General features: G+C 37.3%; 19 protein-coding genes. 9 read left to right on the forward strand and 10 right to left on the reverse strand.

Annotated features, from left to right (window positions below; translation table 11 throughout):
* Positions 1 to 15: 15 nt before the first annotated feature.
* The 4 genes from Q0948_RS14335 to Q0948_RS14350 form a co-directional block, all read right to left on the reverse strand.
* Positions 16 to 960: an AraC family transcriptional regulator gene (locus tag Q0948_RS14335; RefSeq protein ID WP_298353993.1), complete on the reverse strand. Its 945-nt coding sequence runs from the start codon at positions 958 to 960 to the stop codon at positions 16 to 18.
* A 559-nt stretch (positions 961 to 1,519) separates the two neighbouring features.
* Positions 1,520 to 2,818, reverse strand: coding sequence for a sulfatase-like hydrolase/transferase (locus Q0948_RS14340; RefSeq protein ID WP_298353990.1), 1,299 nt, complete (start codon positions 2,816 to 2,818; stop codon positions 1,520 to 1,522).
* Between the two features lie 14 nt (positions 2,819 to 2,832).
* Positions 2,833 to 4,053 carry a cytochrome c peroxidase gene (locus tag Q0948_RS14345; protein ID WP_298353987.1) on the reverse strand — a complete coding sequence of 407 codons (1,221 nt, stop codon included), beginning with the start codon at positions 4,051 to 4,053 and terminating at the stop codon, positions 2,833 to 2,835.
* A gap of 296 nt (positions 4,054 to 4,349) precedes the next feature.
* The gene (locus Q0948_RS14350) at positions 4,350 to 4,760 is read right to left on the reverse strand and encodes a DUF4293 domain-containing protein (protein ID WP_035329128.1); all 411 of its coding nucleotides are present in this window, start codon (positions 4,758 to 4,760) and stop codon (positions 4,350 to 4,352) included.
* A 201-nt stretch (positions 4,761 to 4,961) separates the two neighbouring features.
* Between Q0948_RS14350 and rho the strand changes: the two genes are divergently transcribed.
* From rho to Q0948_RS14375, 5 genes are all read left to right on the forward strand, one after another.
* Complete coding sequence (gene rho, locus Q0948_RS14355; RefSeq protein WP_298353982.1) at positions 4,962 to 6,686, forward strand: transcription termination factor Rho; 1,725 nt, start codon at positions 4,962 to 4,964, stop codon at positions 6,684 to 6,686.
* 396 nt (positions 6,687 to 7,082) lie between these two features.
* The gene (locus tag Q0948_RS14360) at positions 7,083 to 7,358 is read left to right on the forward strand and encodes a DUF2061 domain-containing protein (protein ID WP_035328436.1); all 276 of its coding nucleotides are present in this window, start codon (positions 7,083 to 7,085) and stop codon (positions 7,356 to 7,358) included.
* A gap of 2 nt (positions 7,359 to 7,360) precedes the next feature.
* A complete protein-coding gene (locus tag Q0948_RS14365; RefSeq protein ID WP_038600638.1) occupies positions 7,361 to 7,981 on the forward strand; it encodes a phosphoadenosine phosphosulfate reductase family protein in 621 nt (206 codons plus the stop codon).
* Positions 7,982 to 7,988: 7 nt separating this feature from the next.
* Positions 7,989 to 8,921, forward strand: coding sequence for a sulfate adenylyltransferase subunit CysD (cysD, locus tag Q0948_RS14370; RefSeq protein ID WP_298353974.1), 933 nt, complete (start codon positions 7,989 to 7,991; stop codon positions 8,919 to 8,921).
* A gap of 64 nt (positions 8,922 to 8,985) precedes the next feature.
* A complete protein-coding gene (locus Q0948_RS14375; protein ID WP_298353971.1) occupies positions 8,986 to 10,230 on the forward strand; it encodes a GTP-binding protein in 1,245 nt (414 codons plus the stop codon).
* A 168-nt stretch (positions 10,231 to 10,398) separates the two neighbouring features.
* On the opposite strand, the gene Q0948_RS14380 is transcribed toward Q0948_RS14375, so the two are convergent.
* The 3 genes from Q0948_RS14380 to Q0948_RS14390 all read right to left on the reverse strand — a co-directional run bounded on the left by Q0948_RS14380 (position 10,399) and on the right by Q0948_RS14390 (position 13,315).
* Entirely contained in the window at positions 10,399 to 12,270 is a 1,872-nt protein-coding gene (locus Q0948_RS14380; protein WP_298353968.1) for a SulP family inorganic anion transporter, read from the reverse strand.
* A gap of 148 nt (positions 12,271 to 12,418) precedes the next feature.
* Complete coding sequence (locus tag Q0948_RS14385) at positions 12,419 to 12,625, reverse strand: DUF2892 domain-containing protein (protein ID WP_298353965.1); 207 nt, start codon at positions 12,623 to 12,625, stop codon at positions 12,419 to 12,421.
* A gap of 75 nt (positions 12,626 to 12,700) precedes the next feature.
* Positions 12,701 to 13,315 (reverse strand): Crp/Fnr family transcriptional regulator, encoded by a 615-nt coding sequence (locus tag Q0948_RS14390; RefSeq protein WP_298353963.1) that lies wholly within the window; start codon positions 13,313 to 13,315, stop codon positions 12,701 to 12,703.
* A 146-nt stretch (positions 13,316 to 13,461) separates the two neighbouring features.
* On the opposite strand from Q0948_RS14390, the gene Q0948_RS14395 reads away from it, so the two are divergent.
* The 3 genes from Q0948_RS14395 to Q0948_RS14405 all read left to right on the forward strand — a co-directional run bounded on the left by Q0948_RS14395 (position 13,462) and on the right by Q0948_RS14405 (position 16,182).
* Positions 13,462 to 14,133, forward strand: a complete 672-nt coding sequence (locus Q0948_RS14395; protein ID WP_298353961.1) for a DUF2306 domain-containing protein — start codon at positions 13,462 to 13,464, stop codon at positions 14,131 to 14,133.
* Between the two features lie 78 nt (positions 14,134 to 14,211).
* Entirely contained in the window at positions 14,212 to 14,841 is a 630-nt protein-coding gene (locus tag Q0948_RS14400; protein ID WP_298353958.1) for a hypothetical protein, read from the forward strand.
* 6 nt (positions 14,842 to 14,847) lie between these two features.
* On the forward strand, positions 14,848 to 16,182 hold the full coding sequence (locus Q0948_RS14405) for a 2TM domain-containing protein (protein WP_035336425.1): 1,335 nt from the start codon (positions 14,848 to 14,850) through the stop codon (positions 16,180 to 16,182).
* 104 nt (positions 16,183 to 16,286) lie between these two features.
* On the opposite strand, the gene Q0948_RS14410 is transcribed toward Q0948_RS14405, so the two are convergent.
* The 3 genes from Q0948_RS14410 to Q0948_RS14420 all read right to left on the reverse strand — a co-directional run bounded on the left by Q0948_RS14410 (position 16,287) and on the right by Q0948_RS14420 (position 18,078).
* Positions 16,287 to 17,132: a TerC family protein gene (locus tag Q0948_RS14410; RefSeq protein WP_035328452.1), complete on the reverse strand. Its 846-nt coding sequence runs from the start codon at positions 17,130 to 17,132 to the stop codon at positions 16,287 to 16,289.
* Complete coding sequence (locus Q0948_RS14415; protein WP_298353951.1) at positions 17,132 to 17,515, reverse strand: DNA topoisomerase IV; 384 nt, start codon at positions 17,513 to 17,515, stop codon at positions 17,132 to 17,134. Before Q0948_RS14415 ends, Q0948_RS14410 begins: the two co-directional genes overlap by 1 nt.
* A gap of 113 nt (positions 17,516 to 17,628) precedes the next feature.
* On the reverse strand, positions 17,629 to 18,078 hold the full coding sequence (locus Q0948_RS14420) for a helix-turn-helix transcriptional regulator (protein WP_298353948.1): 450 nt from the start codon (positions 18,076 to 18,078) through the stop codon (positions 17,629 to 17,631).
* A gap of 281 nt (positions 18,079 to 18,359) precedes the next feature.
* On the opposite strand from Q0948_RS14420, the gene Q0948_RS14425 reads away from it, so the two are divergent.
* Positions 18,360 to 19,406 (forward strand): M14 family zinc carboxypeptidase, encoded by a 1,047-nt coding sequence (locus Q0948_RS14425; protein ID WP_298353944.1) that lies wholly within the window; start codon positions 18,360 to 18,362, stop codon positions 19,404 to 19,406.
* Positions 19,407 to 19,516 lie beyond the last annotated feature (110 nt).

Raw genomic sequence — 19,516 nt, forward strand, 5'->3', positions numbered from 1 at the left:
AGAATGGCACTAATTTTAATCCTTCTTAGGGGTACTTTTTATTGACTTTTTATAATATATAGGAGTTACGCCCGTAATATTTTTGAAAACCCTATTAAAAGTAGTTTTTGAATTGAAACCGCATTCATAAGACATTCCTAATAGCGTTATATGATTGTATTTATCACTGTGTAATTTATCAATAATGGCATTTACACGATATTCATTTACAAAGTCAGAAAAGTTTTTACCTAAGCCATCGTTTATTATTTTGGACAATAAATTGGGATGTATATTGAGATTATCAGCCAGAGACTTTAATGTTAATTCTGAATTAAGGTAAAAAAGATTAGTTTCCATCTGTTCTTTAAGCCAAGATGCTTTGGTTAATATTTCTTCAGAGGGACTTTTTGTGGTTTCTTGAGATGATTTAGTCTTGTAAATATCATTTTGTTTGTTAGCCTCAAGTAAAATTATTTCAGGTCTTAAAAATGCTTCTGCACTAATCCAAATTGTTATAATAGAGAGTAGCATATAAATAGGGTAATAGTCACTTATATCTAATTGAAAATCATAGATTATATAGTCTATAAACGTATAGGGCACTAATAAAAACCAAAGTATTGCAAATAAGATAAGTAATCTGTACAACCACCTTAAACTATATGCATCATTATTACTATAGTTTTTCTTGAGCCAAGAATGATAGGTTTTTATTAATCTAAGTGCATAAATACAATAGGTTATAATAGAGATAATTGCCAGAAGTTGAGTAATAGGCATTAGTATAAGATAAGTTTCTGTTTCTATACCAATAACATTATTTGAAAGAGCATCTTGACTAATAATAATATGTACGCATAGTTCTATAATTACAGGCAAGAAATGAATACTATCTCTCTTAGAAAGGTGATAACTAAAGTTAGTTGTCTTTTTTACATATAAATATAATAATGGACCAAGAGCTAATGAATAGTTCAACGGTATTAAGTAAAAATGTGGTAGATAATTTGTTATTTGAAAATCTATACTCAATACCCATATATTCCAAAAAACAATAATGAACGTTACTAGGCCCAGTAATACATTAGCCTTTTGATTTATCCGCCTAGTGAAAATAAGTAGTAGCCCAAATGTGAAACCTATAAATACAGATGCTATTATAATAAGGTTAAAAAAATTTAAATTGAATTCACACATTAATAAATGACGTTCTTTTTACAATACGAAGCTTATCAAAAGCTAGCCTTTGATAACGTGATTAGTAAAACACTCTTGGTTTTAATTTGTAAAGCTCGTTGTACAACTGGCCACTTTAAAACCAAGCGAAGCTCCCGGTAACGACCGGGATTGCTAGATAGCCTGTATTGTTTTGTTGTTTAATTGATTGGCTTAAATATACACTTATTTAAGACGCTATGGTTTTATCTTCGGGTGGCTCAATTTTTCTGGAGGGGATCCCGCTTTCGCGAAAGCGTACTTAAGATTCTCTGTAACGATAACTCATTGCGCTAAAAATAAACTTAGTAGCTTCTGGAGCTTAATTTCTTATCCCGTTCAGTTCGGTTTCCAATGCTGTTTTTATGGCGTTTTGGGTAGTTGTAAGTGTTCCGTTTAATAAATTCTCTTGTTCGTAAGGATCACTAGTAAGATCATAAAGTTGGGCATCGCCATCAATGGTTTGGAAAAGCTTATAATCACCATTGCTTATAGTCCAGAGGTTGTTTACTCCGTCATCTTTTTCACAATATTGATAATCTCTTATACTGGCTGACTGTGACAGTAGGGTTTTAAAACTTTTACTATCATTAATACTGCTACTAGAGACACCAGCTAGTTGTGCAATTGTGGTAAATACGTCTGTACTTGTTATTAAGTTGTGATCACTACCTGTTCTTAAAACTCCTTTGCCAGCTATAAATAGTGGTACATTTATACCACCTTGATTAAGGGAGCCTTTTGCCGTAAAGAAGCTATATGGATTTTGTGCTACCTCATTAGGGGTGCCATTATCTCCTATAAAAATAAGTACAGTATTGTCTTTTTCTTCTTCAGGTAAAGAATCTAGTAGTTTCCCTATCTGAAAATCTATAGCCTCTATTGCAGCCATATAGTATGGTGTTTCATCCATTCCATCTGTAAAAGGTGGCAAGTTGCCTTGAGAGTGCATATCGCTAGGTGGTACGTGATAAGGCGTGTGAGGGGCATTATAGGCTAGCCATAAAAACCAGGGCTTGTCTTGTGCATTTACCCAGTTTATAGCTAGGTCTGTAAATTTTGTAGTAGCATACGCTGTCTCGATATTGCTCACTCCATCTTCTGTAAGTAGCCAGTTATAGTAACTTTGTGGCTCACCTCTTAATAGTCCAGCGTAGTAATCAATACCAAATACCTCTGGATTAAAGGTGCTACTATTGCCAGAAAGATGCCATTTACCTATAATAGCGGTCGCATAGTCATTGCTACTTTCTTCGGTAATATATTGCTGCAAACTTCTTTCTGATAGATTAATCTCATCACCAGCCCATTTTACCCCTGTTCTATAACCGTATTTACCAGTAAGTATAGAAGCCCTAGTAGGGGAGCAGGTAGGATAAGACCAGAAATTAGAAAAAGAGAGTCCTTCATTTCTAATGGCATCTATGTGAGGAGTAAGAGGTTTTATGGTTCCTTCTGTAAATCCTGATATTGCATCCTTTCCTAAATCATCTGCTATAATAAATAAAATGTTTGGAGCATTTTCTGTGTTATCATTTGTTGACTGTGTTACTGATGTCTCATCTGTAGAGCTACAACCTAGAAGGAGCAGTAAAGAGCAGCTCAAAAAGTAAAATTTCATAAAATAGGAGATATTTAGTTGAAAGGGTTGCTGTATTTCTCATCACTTATCATTTGTATATCTGTAAGTGTATTAAGAAAAGCAACAAGAGCATTTTGTTCTGCTTGTGTGAAGTTAAACTGGCCCACCTCACCATTTGAGTTTACGAGAGGAGTGATAAGGCTAGAATGATTTTTTATCCCAGAACTATAATGGCTCACTACTTCCTCAAGGGTAGGAAATCTACCGTCGTGCATATATGGCGGAGTTATACCTATATTTTTAAGAGAAGGCACTTTAAACTTCCCTATGTCATTAGGATTTCCAGTAGCTTCATTTACACCTAAGTCTGTTGTAGATGTCGCATCTAGGCCATTTGTTGTAGCAAAAGAAGTAAGTGTAAAATTAATATTAGGTAATGGGCCTACAAAAGCTTCTGTTTGATGGCAAGCGGCACAGTTTGCCATCTCACCATTAGTAAGTTCTCTAGGTATAAAAAAGAGCTGTTTTCCTTGGTTTTCTTCCGTTGTAAAACTTGGAAAAGGAGCAAGAGGAGAAGAAACTTCACTTCTCGCTTGATCATACCTAGAGGTGGTACTTACCATACTTCTTACAAACTGAGCGAGCGCACTAGAAATTCTGTCTGTGTTAATTGTAGCGTCTCCAAAGGCTTCACTCATTAATGGTGGGTAATACTCTTGGTCATTTACTATCTGGACAAGCTCTGTGAGGGTTAGTCCCATCTCTACTTCATCTTGAAAAGGCATTAATACTTGTTCTTCTAGCGTTTGTGCTCGTTCATCCCAAAAAAACTGTCCGTCGGCATAAAATCTAGCATTTGCAAGACCCATAGAATGTCTTCTAGTAAATTCACCATCAAAACCTTCACTTAAAACACGTACGTCAGAAAAACCGTTTGCAGCTTGATGACAAGACGCGCAAGAGGTTGAACCATTTGCGCTTAATTTTTTATCATAAAAAAGTACTCTCCCCAGTGTTGCTCCTGCATCTGTAACTACGTTGTTGCTTGGCGTGTTGTCATAAGCCGTTACAGCCTGAAACTGGAACTGATCAGGAAATTGACTCTCTGTATAGTAATCAGGAAGTTCAATATTTGCATAGTTAAAATAATCCTCAGGTAAGTTTAATTCTGCTAGTTGATTATCATCTATTGGAGTATACTGCTCATCATCTGTAGTGCTACAAGAGCAAAGAACAATTACCATAAGTAAGAGCGTTGCGATAAGATTTTTCATAAAGAGAGAGTTGGTTAGTCCTTATGTTAAGACGCAGTTTTTATGAAAAGGTTTAATGGAGAGATATTACAAGCTCGTTTTGTGTTTGTAAAGTTATTTGATTTGAAATGTAAATACGCTTTCGCGAAAGCGTACATAGAACTATAACCACCGCAATTTAATTTCTTCCATCTTAATGGCAACTAGTATAATAGCAGCTACATCCTCCATTCATCGCCAAAAAACAAGCCATAAAAAAAGCCTCCCAAGATTAAAAGGAGGCTTCTACGCACTAATAAAACTAAGATTTTATAAGTCTATCGTAATCTATCTACAGATTTTACAAGATCTTCATCGCGCTTGATTGCCTTGTTTGCCAAGACTAGTAAAACGATAGAAACAAGCGGAATGATCATCCCAATACCCTTCTCAAGAACCGCCGTCCCTCCAGATAAGATTTGTGATCGATATACCAATACACCTAATAAAACAAAGTTTAATAAGATATTAAGACGTCCTAAGACGAATTGGTTTTGTCTTTTGCTCCATAAAAATATGGAAATAAATGAGAGTACAGCACTTACACTAAAAAGAGTAATATAAAGTACCTCATCTGCAGCCCATACAGCTTCACCCGTAGCATCTGCATATAGGCTAAAGGCATACGGCAAGCCTAAAGAGGCAAGCGCTGCAAGTAATAAATAAACGGTTTGAATACGTTGTATCAAATCTTTTACATTTTTTATATACCAGCAAAAATAAGTTTCATTTTGTGATATTGCTAAGAAAACTTTAAAAATAAAATTGTATCATTGTTGTATAATATCATAACAAGCTCTCCGCTTGTTATTTAATTACTTCAATATTCGTATCAAATTCTTCTTTTGATACATAATAATCACTCGATTTTTAATTTACTACATTATTAGATGTTTGACATTTCAGAATTAAAAGCAAAGAAGCTTCCCGAGCTTCAAGAAATTGCAAAAGGGATAAACGTTCCTAAGTTTAGATCCTTAAAAAAACTAGATCTAGTTTATAAAATACTAGACCTGCAAGCTGCAGACCCAAAAAAGGTAGAGGCCGTCGTGCCAAAAGGTAAGGAAGAAGCTGCTCCAGCACCTAAGCCTAAGCAAGAGCGTAAGCCACGTACACCTAGAGCACCTAAGGCTACTACAGAGGCAAAAGCTACCACTCCAGAAGACAAAAAAGAAGCCCCAGCACAAAAAGAGGCTCCAGCAAAGAAGGAAGCCGTAAAGCGTGAGCCAGCAAAAGCTAAGGTAAAAGATACAGAAGAGGCAAAAACACCTCAAAAACGCGATACTCATAAAGACAAGCGTTCTAATAATAATAACGATAAGCGCTCTAGCAATGACAACCGTCAGAGCAACGACAAGCGCTCATCTCGCGATAATAATCGTAACAATAATAATAACCGCAATAACAACCGTAATAACCGCAACCAGAAAGATGGTAATACACACGGTAACAACGGTAATAAGGATAATCGCAACCGCTACCGCGAGCCAGATTATGAGTTTGAAGGTATTATAGAGAGCGAGGGAGTGCTAGATATTATGCAAGATGGTTACGGCTTTTTACGTAGCTCAGATTATAATTACCTAGCATCACCAGACGATATTTATGTATCACAATCACAAATACGTCTTTTTGGTCTTAAAACAGGAGACACTGTACTAGGTGTGATACGCCCTCCAAAAGAGGGAGAAAAGTACTTCCCACTTATTAAAGTAAGCCGTATAAACGGTCTTAACCCTAACATTGTGAGAGATCGTGTCTCTTTTGAGCACCTCACACCATTATTTCCTACAGAAAAGTTTAACCTAGCAGAGCGTCAAGCCAGTATCTCAACACGAGTGATGGATATGTTTGCACCTATAGGTAAAGGGCAGCGTGGTATGATAGTATCACAGCCTAAAACGGGTAAAACAATGTTACTTAAAGACGTTGCAAATGCCATTGCTGCAAACCATCCAGAGGTATACCAGATTGTACTCCTTATAGATGAGCGACCAGAAGAGGTAACAGATATGCAACGTAATGTAAAGGGAGAGGTTGTAGCCTCTACCTTTGATAAAGAAGCACACGAGCACGTAAAAGTGGCAAACATTGTACTTGAGAAGGCAAAACGCCTCGTAGAGTGTGGTCACGATGTAGTCATACTACTAGATTCTATCACACGTCTCGCAAGAGCATATAATACCGTACAGCCAGCTTCTGGTAAGATTCTTTCAGGAGGGGTAGACGCAAATGCACTACATAAACCTAAGCGTTTCTTTGGAGCAGCACGTAATATAGAAGGTGGAGGGTCACTCTCTATCATAGCGACAGCACTTACAGAGACCGGTTCAAAAATGGACGAAGTAATCTTTGAAGAGTTTAAAGGTACTGGAAATATGGAGCTACAGCTGGATCGCAATATTGCAAACCGCCGTATCTTCCCAGCTATAGATCTTACCTCTTCATCTACACGTCGTGATGATTTACTACACAGTAAAGACACCTCACAACGTCTATGGGTATTACGTAAGTATCTAGCAGATATGAACCCAGTAGAGGCAATGCAGTTTATGAGTGATCGTATACGTAGCACAAAAAATAATGAAGAATTCTTGATTTCTATGAATCAGTAAGACCACTTCATAACCCTTATAAAAAACCTCTTGAGCTATCTCAAGAGGTTTTTTTGTTTAACGTGTTCGTTTAAGGAGCACTAGGGTAGGAGCATCTCATTAAAAGTAGTAACCCGCTTTACATTGCAATTCCTCATTGCGCTGCGCTACATTGCGGGATTTTCATTACAATCGGGGCTAGCGAGTATGGATATAGCATTTTTTTCTAAATGAAGAAGTGAGTTTGTATGTAGGGTGTTGTAGATAGTCTATTGTATATCAATGTTTTGAATTGTATGTGGGCTATGGGTAAATGTAAAAGCAATGCTAAAATTGTTGCTCAGCCCAAAAATTTACTTACTTTTGCCCATTAGTCTAGTAATCCCATAGATTAATAGATGTATATTAGACAAAACAATGATTTTAGATCAAATCTTTTTACAAAGAGACAAAGAGAAAAGTAAATCATACCAAAAAGATAAAACTTCAGAAAAGCCTATGCGTAGTATCGTAAAGGCATTAAGCTGGAGACTCGTTGGTACATTAGATACTCTTTTTGTTTCATACCTATTAACAGGTGAGTGGTTACTAGCCACTTCTATTGCCTCTATTGATTTTTTAACAAAACTTATTCTTTACTTTGCGCACGAGCGCATTTGGAATAAAATTAACTGGGGAAAAACCGCATCATAACTATGTACACAGCAAGTGATATAGACGCCCTCAACGCGCGCTTTGCAACTGCAACGCCGCAAGAGGTAATAAGCTACGCCATAGCACAGGCTAGCAAAGCTATTATAACAACAAATTTTAGACCCTACGAGGGAGCATTGCTACACGCAGTGACACAAGTAGCACCACAACTGCCTGTTGTATGGTGTGACTCGGGTTATAACACAAAAGCAACCTACACACACGCACAAGAGCTTATAGAGACGCTAGACTTACAAATAGACCTCTATGTGCCTAAACAAACGAGGGCTCACAGAGATATCCTTATGGGTATCCCATCTATAGATGACCCACAGCACGCAGTGTTTACAGAGCAAGTAAAGATTGAACCATTTACTAGAGCAATGGCGACACAAAAGCCAGATGTGTGGTTTACAAACTTACGCAAGGGGCAAACTGCTCTGCGCGACTCACTAGATATTTTTAGTGTAAGTAAAGCAGGCGTACTTAAAGTGAGTCCGTTTTATAATTATAGCGATAGTGATCTAGATGTCTACCTTAAGGAGCATAACCTTCCTAACGAGACAGATTATTATGATCCTACAAAAGTGCTAGCACACCGTGAGTGCGGCATACACCTTTAAAAAAATTATGGATATTACAACACAACCTATTATAGATACTAAGGCTACTCTTGCACTCAATCCATTAGAGAGTGAGGCGGTTTACATTTTTAGAGAAGTCGTAGCTCAGTTTGACCGTCCAGTGTTATTATTTTCTGGAGGGAAAGACAGTATAACGCTTGTACGACTAGCACAAAAAGCCTTTTTTCCGGCTAAGATTCCTTTTCCATTATTACATATAGACACTGGGCACAACTTCCCAGAGACAATTGCCTTTAGAGATAAGCTTGTAAAAGAGCTAGGTCTTGAGCTTATAGTACGTAACGTACAAGATGCCATAGATGAAGGTAGAGTGACAGAAGAGACGGGTAAATATGCCAGTCGTAATATGTTACAAACCACCACACTTCTAGATGCGCTAGAGGAGTTTAAATTTGACGCTGCTATAGGTGGTGCACGTCGTGATGAGGAAAAAGCAAGAGCTAAGGAGCGTATTTTTTCTGTGCGTGATGATTTTGGACAGTGGGATGAAAAGAACCAGCGTCCAGAGTTATTTAACTTCTTAAATGGAAATATTGATCACGGTCAGAATGTGCGCGTGTTTCCTATAAGTAACTGGACAGAACTAGATGTGTGGAGCTATATTGCTTCAGAAAAAATAGAAATTCCTAGTATCTATTTTGCACACCAGCGCAAGACCTTCTTAAGAGATGGTATGTTATGGTCTGCACAAGATGATGTAGTTTTTAGAGCAGAAGATGAAGAGGTTGTAGAGCGCACAGTGCGTTTTAGAACGGTAGGTGATATGTCTTGTACAGCAGCAGTACTCTCTACAGCAGACACTATTGAGAAAGTAGTAGGTGAGATACGTACCTCTACCATTTCAGAACGAGGTGCTCGTATAGATGACAAGCGCTCTGAGGCCGCAATGGAAAAACGTAAACAACAGGGATACTTCTAGGAGGTAAGGCTGTTTAACTTTTCGCGAAAGCGTAAAAGAAATTCAAAGATTAAGACACAATACAATGGACGTATTAAAGATAGCAACCGCTGGAAGCGTAGATGATGGTAAGAGTACTCTAATAGGGAGGTTACTATACGACACAAAATCGCTCACTACAGATAAGCTGGAGGCGATAGAAAAGAAGAGTAAGGCAAATGGATTTGATTATCTAGACTTCTCACTTGCGACAGATGGTCTGGTAGCAGAGCGCGAGCAGGGTATTACTATAGATGTAGCACACATCTATTTTAGCACGGCAAAGAAGAGTTATATCATTGCAGATACACCTGGACACGTGGAGTATACGCGTAATATGGTGACTGGAGCATCTACATCACAAGCGTCTATTATTCTTGTAGATGCACGTAAAGGAGTGGTAGAGCAAACGTACCGTCATTTTTTTATAAACGATTTACTACGTGTAGAAGATATTGTAGTTGCGGTAAACAAGATGGATCTTGTAGATTATAATGAGGAGGCTTTTAATAAGATTGTTTCAGATTTTGGAGCGCTTACACAAAAGCAACAGTTTAAAGCGCAACGTATCACTTTTGTACCTATAAGCGCTTTAAAAGGTGATAATGTGGTAAATGCCTCTACTGAGATGCCTTGGTATGACGGTGAGACTTTACTAGAACATTTAGAACAATTAAATCCTTCTCAAGTAGAAGAGGTGGGAGCAAGGTTTCCCGTGCAAACCGTTATACGCCCTAAGCAGGATCAATATCACGATTTTAGAGGATATGCAGGTAAAGTTTCTGGAGGAGCGCTAGCAGTAGGTGATTCTGTGACAGTTCTTCCTTCTGGTAGATCTTCTGTAATAAAAGATATTTTATTTTATAATGCATCTTTTACTAAAGTAGATGCTGGTAACTCGTGTACCATCACGCTAGAGGATGATGTAAACGTAAGTCGTGGTGATATCTTAGTTAAAAGTGCGCAAGCACCTAGTCTTACTAAAGAGCTACAGGCTACCGTATGCTGGATGGATAATAATGCACTCGTACCTGGTACAAAATACTTAGTACAGCAGGGTACGGCTCAAATTTTAGGAAAAGTAAAAAGTATAAATAGCATTGTACATACAGACTTTTCTGGTGTAGATGCTACAGATAAACTTGTGCTTAACGATATAGGTAAGGTAACTATACAGCTTAGTAAGCAGGTGCTTAATGATCAGTTTTTAGATAATAAGCAAACCGGGTCATTTATACTAATTGATACGCAGTCACACGCAACAGCGGGTGTAGGTTTTATAGGTTCTTAATATGTCATAGTTGTTGGATACTATTCGATATTAAAAAAGGCGCTTTATAGCGCCTTTTTTTGTCTTTCAACTCAATTGGTTGATATGAGTGTTATAGCTCGTTAGAGATTGTCTCTATTGTTTTTAGAGAGGTGTGTGCCCCTTAGACAAGTTTCATTTTTTATATTGCTAGGCCTCTGTGTCTAGCACTCCAGAAAGTACGTGATAACGAGGGTCATCTACACTTTCTTCAATTACTTTGTCAAATTTAGGAGAGGCTTTGCGCATTAAGTCTTTACACTCTGTACTGAGGTGCTTGAGTGTGATTGTTTTACCTACGGCTTCATACTTCTCAAGGAGTACAAAAATCGCTTCTAGGGCAGAGTGGTCTGCGACTTTTGCCTCTATGAAGTCAATTTCTATGTGGTCTGGATCACCGTTTATGTCAAACTTAGAATTAAAACTCTGAATACTTCCAAAGAATAATGGGCCCCAGATCTCATATACCTTTGTGCCATCTGCTTTAAATTTCTTTCTAGCTCTAATTTTCTTAGCGCTACTCCAAGCAAATGATAAGGCTGCTATAATTACACCTACAAATACAGCAATAGCAAGATCAAAAAATACAGTCACTGCAGATACTATAATAAGAACAAATGCATCTGATACTGGTATTTTCTTTAAAATTCTAAAACTAGACCAAGCAAATGTCTCAATAACCATCATAAACATTACACCCACGAGTGCAGCAATAGGCACTTGCTCTATAAAGCGGTCTGCAAATAAGATAAAAGTAAGTAGTGTTACTGCCATCATTACACCAGAGAGTCTACCACGACCTCCAGCGTTAATGTTTATTACTGTTTGCCCTATCATACCACAACCACCAGTTCCTCCAAAAACACCACTCACGATGTTACCAGCTCCTTGTGCGACGCACTCTCTGTTTCCATTACCTCTAGAGTCTGTCATCTCATCTACAAGGTTCATAGTCATCAAGGTTTCTATAAGTCCTACAGAAGCTGCAAGAAATGCATAAGGCGCTATAAATTTAAGTGTATCAAGGTTAAATGGCAGGTTGCTCCATAGGTCAAATACATTGAGCTTGCTTGAGATTTCTGCCATACCATTTAAACCGGCACCACCACCATCTCTTATAAATTCACCTACGTTTACAGCATCTAAGCCTCCAAAAATCGATATCAATGATACAATAACAATAGCTGTAAGTGCGGCAGGAATTTTAGGAGTTAGTTTTGGTAATCCCCATACAATGAGCATTGTAAGCAGTACAAGGCCTATCATTGTAAAGAGGGACTTGCCTTTCATCCAGGTTTTTACAACTCCTTTGTCTTTTACAGAGTAAAAGCCATCTTGTGAAGCGTTAAAAACTACCTTTTGTGTATTTGTATCATAAACTTGTCCGTCTGAGAGTACAAATACTTCCTTGTTTGTGGCTTTGTTTATGACTGAGTTTCCTTCTATTGTAAATAGTACGGTATTAGAAACTTTGTCTTTTACTTCATTATCAGATACGGTATAAACGAGCTCTTTTGAAGCTGTTTTACGCATATTGTCACCAGCGTAATCTTTCTTATTTTCTTTAAACATCCCTAGTTGTGCAAGAAATATAACGATGGCTAGACCGTTTACAAACCCCATCATTACTGGGTGTGGTATTAAACGCACAAACTTCCCTAGCTTGAATAAGCCAGCAAATACCTGAATAACTCCCATTAATACCACAGCGGCGAGTAAATAGAAGTACCCCATATTTTCAACAGGCTGATCAAATAGTAATCCCTTTGCGTGGCCTTCTTGAATCATCTGTACAAAAATCACAGCAACAGCTCCTGCAGCACCAGAGATTAACCCTGGTCTACCGCCAAAAAGTGCAGAGATAATACCAATAACAAATGCCCCAAATAAAGCAACAATAGGGCTTATTTGTGCTACAAAGGCAAAGGCAACTACCTCAGGTATCATTGCTAGAGAAACGGTGATTCCAGATAGAATATCGTTTTTAGGATTTGCAGTAAAGTTGTTAAAAATGCGTTTCATAGGTCGTTTTTAAGAAGCCGCAAAGATAGGGTATTCTTAAAGTATAGACAGTGCTCGTTTTAGGATAATTACGATACCTATTTTCGCGAAAGCGTATAAAAAACAAACCCTCACCATATGACTTGTGAGGGCTTGCGATGTAAGGGGGTTATTTTTTGGCTCTGTAGGTACTCAGTTTAAATGGAGCATAAAGCGGGCAAAATGAGATAAAACTTGTCGCGATAAATACTAACGCTAGAATGCCTAGTACAAGGGCAAGAGTGCCATTTATAACGTGGGTTGCATAAAGTATACCTATTATTACCGCTGCTGCAATACGTAAACCGCGGTCTAGATTTCCCATATTCTTTTTCATAATGTGTTGTTTTAGATAATAATACAGCACAAATGTAATGGGAGCTTTTCCATTAAACAGTGACTATGGTCACACTTACTTGATTTTTATGGTGCGTCCCTCTTGTGTGATATGATTTTCGGCCTCTAGTTTTTTTAAAATCCTGCTTACTACTTCTCGAGCAGTACCTAAGTCTGTGGCTATTTCTTTATGAGTGATATGTAATGTTTGAGAAGAGATTACACGTGTTTTTTCTTTGAGGTAATCTAGTATGCGAGTGTCCATCTTATCAAACAGGAGGTGGTTTACGGCATTCATCATATCAAGATAGCGAGCATCATAATTTTTAAAGAAAAGGGTGTTGAGCGCTGGATAGCTTTTAAGCCATTGTTGTACATTTTTGACAGGCAGAAGGAGCAATGTAGCCGCTGTCTCTGTGATAGCATAGCCACGGCTAGGTAATTGTGAGATGCCAGAAGAAAAAGAAATAATACAACTCTCTGCTGGATGAATGTAGTAGAGCAGGAGCTCTCTATCCCCATAACGAGAGTACACTTTTACAAGGCCTTCTATCACAATAGGTATAACCTTTGCATATTGTCCCTCACGTAGTAACTCTGTTTGAGCAGGGAGCTCTTTTATGATGCCGTGCGTGTTGATCTCTTCTATAAGTTCTGGATGAAATCTAGGGAAAAGCTCTTTTACAATCATAAGTAAATGTACTAGTTGATACAAAACTACAACTCGGTAGCTTATTTGTTCAATTGGGTCGTATGGTTTTTGTAATCCTTAAGTTAGAGTTCATATTTGTAGTGTCAATCAATAGCCGATATCCTCAACATCAAAATATATCAATTATGGACTATGCTACTTTCTTTAAGATATTTATCACGCTACACGCAGTAGGTGGGTTTATTTCTCTCATCTCTGGTACTATTTCTGTCATAGCTCGTAAGGGTAATGTGTGGCACAAAAAGTCTGGGATGATTTTTTATTATGGGATGCTTACAGCAGGTATTTCGGGTATTGTGGCTTCACTACTGCCAGATCACAACAATCCGTTTCTGTTTGTGGTAGGACTATTTAGTGTATATCTCGTGCTTTCTGGGTACAGAGCGCTTAGGTTTAAGAGCGTACGCAAAATGGCAGATCTACGCTGGGACAAAGTTATCTCTTGGTCTATGGCTATTATAGGTTTAGGTATGATAGGTTACGGATTGTATCTCGTTTTTAAAAGTTTTACAATGGGCTGGGTGCTTGTGGTTTTTGGCACCATAGGTTTACTTAATGCCATAAATGATTTAAGAGCAATGCGCGATTTAAAGCTTTTGCGCAAGAAATACTTACGACTACATATAGCAAAAATTTCTGGAGCATACATTGCTGCTTTTACAGCCTTTTTTGTCACAAATAGCGTGTTACCATCATTGTTGAGTTGGCTATTACCTTCGGTTTTTGGGATAATTTTCATCTCTTACTGGATGCGTAAGACGAGACTTGGCAAGAAAATTACAGCTGAGACTGTATAAATGACAATTGGGTAGATTACGCTTTCGCGAAAGCGTACTTAAAACCATCTTTACATCATCAATCAAAACAATACTATTATGAAACACTTACTTCTTATTATCGCATTATGCAGCAGTACCTTCCTTATAGCTCAAACTAAATATGAGCAGGGTATGCGCAAAGCAATGGAACTCTGGGATCAAGATAAACTTGATGAAGCTTCAAATCTTTTTGAGCGTATCGCAACGGTAGAAAAGGATAACTGGTTGCCCTCATACCACGTGGCACAAATAGCCATTGTGAAGAACTGGCGAGATTTTGAAAACCAAAATGAAACAACGCTCAAAGTAAATGGAGATAAGGCGCAGGAGTATATCAATGCAATGCGTACGATAGAAAAAGATAACCCGTATGCAGATTATCTACAAGCGCAGCTATATACCGTGTGGGTAGCTTATGATGGTATGAAGTATGGAATGAAATATGCCGGTACCATAGGCGAACTGTACCAGAAAATGGTTAAAAAAGATCCAGATAATCCCATTTTTATAGCAGATAAGGCACAGTGGGATATGGGGAGTGCAAAGTACTTTGGAAGCTCAATAGAACCGTATTGTGCAGAGTTAAAGCGCGCCATTGAGCTTTTTGCTACCTTTAAACCTGAGACGGAGTTCCATCCCAAAGGAAATGTAAAAAGAGCTTTAGAAAGTGCAGAGGCTTGTAATTAAGAAGAAATGAAGTATTATCTAACAGAGTTTGCAAAGGCAAATATTGTAGGCTTAACCATATTTATCGTTCATAGTATCATACTGTACGTGCTGGGTAACCCTTGGTATGGAGATGGAGTAATAACCTTTTTTATCCAAAACCAAATCTTTTCTGTAGCGCTGTATGCAGTAAATACGATGGTTATAGTAAACTTTAGAAAACGTTTTACCGCTACTCTGTGGAATTTTAAGGTGCTTACTTATGCGCTTATTGCGCATATTGCTGTGACTTTAGTTACGGTGTTTGTACTGCGATTACTACTTATTACGAAGTATTACAACATTCCTTTAGATCAATATTGGGCTAGTGAAGGTCTCGAGGATTATATATTTCCTTTTATAATAACAGCTGTAGCAACAACCTCGTTTTATGCGGTGAGTCGCTGGAAGAGAAAGCAAGAGAGTAAAGTAAAGGAATCTAAAATTATTGCAGGAGCCGCTTCTGCAAAGTTTGATGCACTTAAAAATCAGCTGGATCCTCATTTTTTATTCAACAGTTTAAATGTGCTAGCAAGTCTTATAGAGGAAAACCCAAGACAGGCAACCAAGTTTACCACTTCGCTTTCAAAAGTATACAGATATGTACTAGAGCAAAAAAATAAAGAACTAGTACCACTAGAGGAGGAGCTTGCCTTTGCTCGTACGTATATGAATCTTATTAAAATGCGTTTTGAAGACAGTATTGTGGTAGACATACCTGAGCAATCTTCTCACTCAGAGTACAAAGTGGTGCCGCTATCGTTACAATTACTATTAGAAAATGCTGTAAAGCATAACCAAGTAACTCCTTCAAATAAGCTTCACATAAGAATCTATGAAGAGGGAAATACGCTATATGTGACTAATAACATCCAGAAAAAACAAGTAGTAAAGAAGAGTAGCGGTGTAGGTTTACAAAACATACGCCAGCGCTACGGCCTGCTTACGAGTAGTGATGTTGTTATAAAAGATGATGGTGCAAACTTTCAAGTAGGTGTGCCGTTACTTACACAAGCTGGACAAGCTAGTTTTGAACCTAAACAAACAGAGTATCTAGAGGATAAACGTTATCAACGTGCAAAAAAGAAAGTAGAAGATCTCAAAGGATTTTACATACACTTCACTATATATGCGATTATGGTGCCTGTCTTTATTTATTTTAACGTGATGTCTACCAGTTTTCCTTGGGCACTTTTCCCTATATTGGGATGGGGCTGGGGTGTTGTAGGTCACGCCTCTGAGGTGTACGGCTGGAGCCCTATATTTAATAAAACTTGGGAAAAGCGCAAGATAGAGAGACTTATGGATGATGATGATTTCTAAGTTGTAAAACTAAGCTCCATAGAATAGGTCGATAATTTATTACATAAAAAAAGTGTCTTTAAGCCGTAGCCTAAAGACACTTTTTACATTCTGTAAGAAAGATGTTAGTCCTTTTTGAGGTGCTCTACATTTTTCTTCATTTGTATTTGTGCTCCAGAGTCTTTTGTTTTCATAGCTCTGTATTTGAAGTTTATAAACTCTACCAGTAATGAGAAGGCAATCGTAAAGTATAAATAACCCTTAGGGATGGCTCCTACGCTTGATCCAAAGATTTCTAGGTGTGATAGGTGCGCGCCTTCTGCAATAAGCATAAAACCTATTAAAATTAAGAATGACAGCCCTAAAATCTGTAAAGATGGATGCTTTGCAATAAAGTTTCCTACAGGGTTTGCAAAGAGCATCATTATCCCCACAGAGATAACAACTGCTATCACCATAATGATTAATGCATCTGTTGGATTGTCAGAGAGTCCGTTAGTCATCCCGACAGCCGTAAGTATAGAGTCAAAAGAGAATACAAGGTTGATAACTGCAATTTGTACAATGGCATTACCTAGCGTAGTAGAGCTCTTTTTTGAAATCTCTTCTTCTTCTAGTCCTGTTTCATCCACCTTCTCGTGTATCTCGTGTACAGACTTCCAGATAAGGAAGATACCTCCTGCAAGAAGTATAACCGCTTGCCAGCTTATCCCTCCTGTTATCCAGCTTGCGTTTATATGCCAGAAAGGAGCACTTAAGGCCACAAGCCACGATATCCCAAAAAGTAATGCGATACGCATACCCATTGCAAGTGCAAGACCAATATTAGTCGCTTTTTTACGATCCTTTTGCGGAAGCTTTTCTGCGGCGATAGATATAAAGATGATGTTATCTATACCTAATATAATTTCAAGAAAGGTAAGCGTAAGCAGTGCAATCCAAGCATCTGCAGTGGTAAGAATGTCAAACATTAGTTAGTTGTTTTTTTTGCGGTTCCGCGTTGTTTGTTGGTTTCTCCTACGAGGGAGTACTCAAAGGTATAAAAATCTCCGTCAGTAGCTATGATTTTCATATGGAGTGCTTTTTCCTCACTCATACTTTTTGGGTTCAACTTCTTAACGATGTACTCACAATCATTAATCCATCGCACAGAAGAGGAGTCTGCTTTACCATTAAAAAAATCTACTTCAAGAGTATCGTTACGTGTAAATGTTGTGGCTACAAGTTCGCCATCTAGAAGTGTCTCAAAAGTAAATGTGCCAGTCTTAAAATTTGCACAATCTCGCTCTGGACTTTTACAGCTTAAAGCGAAAAAAAAACAAGCAGCAATCGAGTAAAAAAAGATACGTTTCATAGACTACAAAAATAATATACAAAGAGTTGGAACTCGTAATTTGAAACCTCTTTTTTAGAAGGTTTTAAATTGCCGAAAATGAGCTAGGTTATTTAATTAGATAATGAGACAAACTACATTTCATAACTTTCAAAAGTTCCATCTTCTAAGAAAATAATCACTCTCTTAACTGCCGATTTTGATGAAGAAAAAGCGCCTATATTTTCTATGCTTTTTTGAGCTGTTTTTGGGGTCTGCTCTTCGGTAGTTTTTTGGAGCGAGTTGGAGAGTTTTTTTTGTAAGTTTTCTTGTGGCTCAATTATCGTTTTTTCTGGAGTAGTAGGGGGCGGTTTTGGAGTTGTTTTCTTCCCGTAAAGTAACCATTCTAATTCTATATTTGGAAAGGTGTCTACTACCTTCATAACAAAGTCTAAGCTGGGCTTGTTTCTGCCCGCCATAAGGTGGGAAATTGTTGCACGACCTACAGATAGTTTTTCTGCAAATGATGTGGCGCTAAGCTCGTGTGACTCCATAATTTTTTGAAGTCGCTTTGCAAATTTTGTATTGTCAAGTAGTGTTTCCATTTGTATACAACAAAGATACGTTACAATTGTAAACTATGGCGATCTATACTTGTTAAACATAAAATTTACTTATAAATAGATTAAAGTTTTAGTTTATATTTAAATATTTAAGTAACTGATTTGCAATGTTGAAATTATAATGAGTATGAATTTTATCTATTTGAACTGTATTTTACAATAGTAACGCTCCATTTGTATAAAGAATCCTTGTTTACAATTGTAATACAACACTTGTAAGAGCTAATTTCAAAAAAAGTATCTTTGTCATTCAAAGTAAGATTATGATATTATCTAAGGTTTTAGAAGAGTTTACTAGTTGCCGTGAGAAAGCTATTTCTGGTCGCTACATTTTGCCAGAATTTATTACAAATTTTGTTGAAAATTTACCAGAAGAATTTACTGTTTCTATAGAAGGTGATTCTGTAGAAAAACGTCCTATTTATTCTGTGAAATTTGGGTCTGGAAAAGCTAAAATTTTAATGTGGTCACAGATGCACGGTAACGAATCTACAACCACAAAATCTTTACTTGATTTTTGTAATTTTTTACAAAAAAATGAGCATCAAAATGATGTGAAAAATGTGCTTGATAATTGTACATTTTTTATGATCCCTATGCTTAATCCTGACGGGTCAAAAATGTGGACTAGAAATAATGCAAACGACGTAGATCTTAATCGAGATTCTCAAGATTTGAGTCAGCCAGAATCAAAATTATTACGTCAAATTTTTAATGATTTTAAGCCAGATTTTTGTTTCAACTTACACGGGCAACGAACTATTTATGGTTTTGAAAATACAGGCAAACCATCTATACTTTCCTTCCTTGCACCTTCGGCAAATGAGGAAAGAAATTTTACATTTTCGCGTAAGCAATCTGCTAGTGTAATCACACATATTTTTGAAAATTTACAAGACGATTTAAGTGGAAATATAGGCCTATATAATGATGCTTTTAATAACAATTGTGTGGGAGATGCTTTTCAAGAAGCTGAGGTGGCAACCGTACTTTTTGAAGCAGGTCATTACCCAAATGACTATGCTCGCGAAAAAACACGAGCATACATTTTTGCATCATTATGGTATGCTATTGAGGCTTGTCAAAAAGATATATCCTACCCTGTTGAGGATTATAAAATGATACCTGAGCATAGTAAGTGTTATTGTGATTTGCATAGCAAAGGAGTAGCTATTGAGAAATTGCAGTATAAAGAAAAGGTAGAAGATGGAGCTATTTTATTTACTCCAGAACCTCTTGAAGAGGTGCTAGGTACAGGTGTTTTTTGTCATCAAGAAGTAGATAATGCATCTAGCTTCAAACTTGTGTAGTATAGTCTCGATTTAAGGTAAAAAATAGGGGGTAAAAAGTTTACGATAACGTTTTAGTAAATAAGAGGCGCTTGTTGCAGAATAATCAGTAATATTCTATTATTTTTGCA

Origin of the sequence: uncultured Dokdonia sp., assembly GCF_947496725.1 — a bacterium.
GTDB lineage: Bacteria > Bacteroidota > Bacteroidia > Flavobacteriales > Flavobacteriaceae > Dokdonia.